Genomic DNA, 3,149 nt, shown 5'->3' on the forward strand with positions numbered 1-3,149 from the left:
GCGCAGCACCGCGAGATCGGTCGGCGCATCGCTGCCCACGACCTCAGCCGCCACCGCCGCGCCGTCGGTGAACGTGACCGACAGGTGCGCCGCCCCCTGCACCACGTGATGGTTGGTGAGGAGATAACCATCCGGCGCGATCACCACGCCCGAGCCCGCGCCGTGCGGCTCGCCAAAATTATTATTCCCTTTCCCGCCATATTCATTTCCCCTCCCCCTTGAAGGGGGGTGAGGCGGAAACTGAGAAAGGTCCGGTGGACCTTTCTCCCGCCGAACGGGCGCAGATGGTTCTTCTGCGCCCAGGCGGGAATGACTAGGGAGGGGGTGAGCGCCTGTGGCATGCCCAACCCGAATATTAACCACCGCCGGCCCCACGCGCTCGACCACGTGAATCACCGCGCGCGAATAGGCATCGAGCAGCTCCGCGTCCGCGGGCGCCACTGCTTCGCCGCCGCGCCCACCGCCGCCCAAGTCCTCGCCACCCGTCAGCGTTACCTTCCGGTCCATGACAGTTTTGTCGTCCATAGCCCCAATCCAATGGGGATGGAGGAGGGGTGTTTCAAACGCTGCCTATATTTGGCCGTCATCCCCGCCAGAGCAACAGGCTGTCAGCCCCGCAAAAGTGAGGGAAGACCAGCGTAACCTCCAAATGAACGCAGCCGGATAGCTACCCAGGCTGGCATAAGCGCGGCGACAAAGTTGTCTCAACCTGAACTTCGAGGGTCGCACGCGGCGTGAGCGACGATACAATCGAATCTGGCTTGACAGTCAAATCCTTCATAGTATGATTTATTCATACCAGCATATGAGGTGTTCCATGAGTTCCGCCGTCAAGAAGACTATTTCCCTTCCCCCCGATCTGGCCAAAGAGGCGGAAGAAATGGCGCGTGCGGAGGGCAAAACACTGAGTGCCGTGGTTCAAGATGCGCTTCGGGCCACGCGTGCTGCGCGTCTTAAATCCGAGCTGCGCGGCATACAGGACCATTGGAGCCGTAAAGCCAAGGTAAAAGGACTGCTTACCGAGAAGGACCTGGAACGCTATCTTCGTAAGTGAGAGCGGTATTCGACACCAATATATTCGTCTCCGCGTTTGCCGTCCCCGGCGGCCGGGCCGATGCCGCCATCCTCAAGGCAGCCGAAGGCGAAATGCATCTGGTTATCTCCCGACCTATCATCCATGAAGTGCTCGATGTTCTGGCGCGAAAATTTGACCGGAATTCTGAAGAACTGGCGCGCGTTGCGGTATTTTTGTCAGAGCTTGCTGAGGTGGTAGCGCCCCGGAGTCGGCTGAAAGTATTGCGCGACGAACCGGACAATCGAATTCTTGAGTGCGCGGTGACGGGCAAGGCTGACGCCATCGTGACTGGAGATCAAGCCATGCTGCAATTAGACGAATATCGGGGAATCCGCATTCTATCGTTAAAGGATTTTCTGGAAGCTCGGTAGGTTGGGGTGAGCATCGCGACAAAATCGCCGGGGTGAGGCGGGGTTGTCGCGAACATACTTAACGTATGTTCGCGCCGACGAACGGGTGCAACGAATCCTGTTGCACCCTGGGCGCGAACGTTGGACAGCCGCAGGCTGGCCCGGAGGGTGGAGTCCAGGGATGGACTCCACAAGCCCAACACAACATGACCCCGTGTGCCCCGCGTTGGGGTTCAGTTCGTTCACCCCAACCTACGGGCTTTATTTATAAATCACTTCGACCCTTTATTTGTACTGGTGGATCGTTAAAGTCAAAACGAACGAATGATTTCACCCTGAAGGACAGACCAGGTTCGTGTCTCGGAAGGGATCTTCGTTAAGTGCCGGGAGATTCACCCGGCGGGTGGCGTTCCCAGAGGAGGCGCCCGTCGCGGTAAACACGCCGCACACGATGCAACGGTATCCGGTGCAAGACGCCTTCCTCGTCGCAGATTTCGAACGTCCCCGGTGCCTCGGCCGGAAAACGGATGGTATCGAACGGCACCGCCACAATACTCCGTGTGACGCGATCAAAATAACCGAGTGCAAACCGCCCCCGGCGAAAGCGTGGGTCCCAGCGAATCCGGCTCAGCAGTTTCTGGATGGGCAGCATGTATGATCGGGAACCTCTGGCACGAACGGCGTGGTAATGATTGTCGACCGAAGCCGACCTGGGGGAAAGGGGCATCGAAAGAACGTGGCTGTAGCATGAAGGATTGACATGCGTCAAAGCAGCATGGGGCCAGACATGATGCTGTATGGGCAAAGGTCGCATCGCGGCGTCGCGGCCGCTTCCCGTCTTACGAGGGCAGCCGATGGAACAGATCTTCGCGGTCGCGGCTTGCGGCGCGCGGCAAGGAGGACGACATGGCAGTGGTGGCAATCGGCAATTACTACGCGGAGTGGGAGCCGGTGGGCGTGGGCAGCCGGGAGAAGTGCGGCGTGGGCAAGATCGTGTTACGCAGCGCCACCCACTTATCCGAGCTTTACTGGCTCACCAACCTCGGCCCCGACGACTTCCGGATTCTGCTCAAGCTGCTGCAGACCGAGAGTCCGATCTACTGGGACACCGAGGCCGGGCACTTGCGCACCGCGCACCCGCAAACCGTGAACGCCGAGCCGGTCGGCGAGCAGGAAGGCCGCTGAGGCTTAGCGCGCCACGCGCAGCGTGGCGATGAGCGCGGCGGTCATCGCCGCCATCCCCAAGCCTACCGCCTTGTGGAGGGCGACATCCGCAAGTGCCGGGTGGCACATTTTCCCTACGGGATAATCTATCGGGTACGATTCGATGTCATCGAGATTATCGCCGTGATGCATCTTCGGCGTTCGCCGGGATATTGGAAGCAACGAACCTGATGCAGGGAAATGGCACAAACGCCATTTAATACCCTTTCCCCTTTCGGGAGGCGAGGCGGAAACAGAGCAAGGTCCAGGGCCTTCCTCCCGCCGAACGAGCGCTGTGGGCTACTCTGCGCCGCGTCGGGAGCCGCCTCCTATGAAACTCCGGCTTGAAAACCGAGCCCGCCGCCCCAAAATTCCAGCCCAGGAATAACCATTTGCGAAAAGGGGAGCCGTACTATGGGCGTCGATACGCACAAAGAAACCCTGGGATTCCAGGCCGAGGTCCGGCAGCTGCTGGACCTGATGATTCACTCGCTGTACAGCAACAAGGAAATCTTCCTGCG

The 3,149-nt window shown here is 59.6% G+C and carries 6 protein-coding genes; 4 read left to right on the forward strand and 2 right to left on the reverse strand.

Annotated elements, in window-relative coordinates; genetic code table 11:
* The coding region (locus WB402_RS00040) for a trypsin-like peptidase domain-containing protein (RefSeq protein ID WP_424204556.1) at nucleotides 1-525 on the reverse strand (525 nt) is incomplete at its 3' end.
* Nucleotides 526-817: 292 nt separating this feature from the next.
* Here WB402_RS00040 and WB402_RS00045 point away from each other — a divergent pair.
* Both WB402_RS00045 and WB402_RS00050 read left to right on the forward strand, forming a co-directional pair.
* Nucleotides 818-1,054 (forward strand): ribbon-helix-helix protein, CopG family, encoded by a 237-nt coding sequence (locus WB402_RS00045; protein WP_424204558.1) that lies wholly within the window; start codon nucleotides 818-820, stop codon nucleotides 1,052-1,054.
* Nucleotides 1,051-1,446, forward strand: a complete 396-nt coding sequence (locus tag WB402_RS00050) for a putative toxin-antitoxin system toxin component, PIN family (RefSeq protein ID WP_424204559.1) — start codon at nucleotides 1,051-1,053, stop codon at nucleotides 1,444-1,446. The genes WB402_RS00045 and WB402_RS00050 overlap by 4 nt, the downstream gene beginning before the upstream one ends.
* 355 nt (nucleotides 1,447-1,801) lie before the next feature.
* On the opposite strand, the gene WB402_RS00055 is transcribed toward WB402_RS00050, so the two are convergent.
* Nucleotides 1,802-2,077 (reverse strand): DUF504 domain-containing protein, encoded by a 276-nt coding sequence (locus WB402_RS00055; RefSeq protein WP_424204561.1) that lies wholly within the window; start codon nucleotides 2,075-2,077, stop codon nucleotides 1,802-1,804.
* Nucleotides 2,078-2,331: 254 nt separating this feature from the next.
* Here WB402_RS00055 and WB402_RS00060 point away from each other — a divergent pair, with 254 nt between their 5' ends.
* The gene (locus tag WB402_RS00060) at nucleotides 2,332-2,610 is read left to right on the forward strand and encodes a hypothetical protein (RefSeq protein ID WP_424204562.1); all 279 of its coding nucleotides are present in this window, start codon (nucleotides 2,332-2,334) and stop codon (nucleotides 2,608-2,610) included.
* Between the two features lie 99 nt (nucleotides 2,611-2,709).
* Entirely contained in the window at nucleotides 2,710-2,820 is a 111-nt protein-coding gene (locus WB402_RS00065) for a hypothetical protein (RefSeq protein ID WP_424204564.1), read from the forward strand.
* Nucleotides 2,821-3,149: the final 329 nt, after the last annotated feature.

This window comes from Sulfuricaulis sp. (assembly GCF_049587675.1).
Classification (GTDB): Bacteria; Pseudomonadota; Gammaproteobacteria; order Acidiferrobacterales; family Sulfurifustaceae; genus Sulfuricaulis.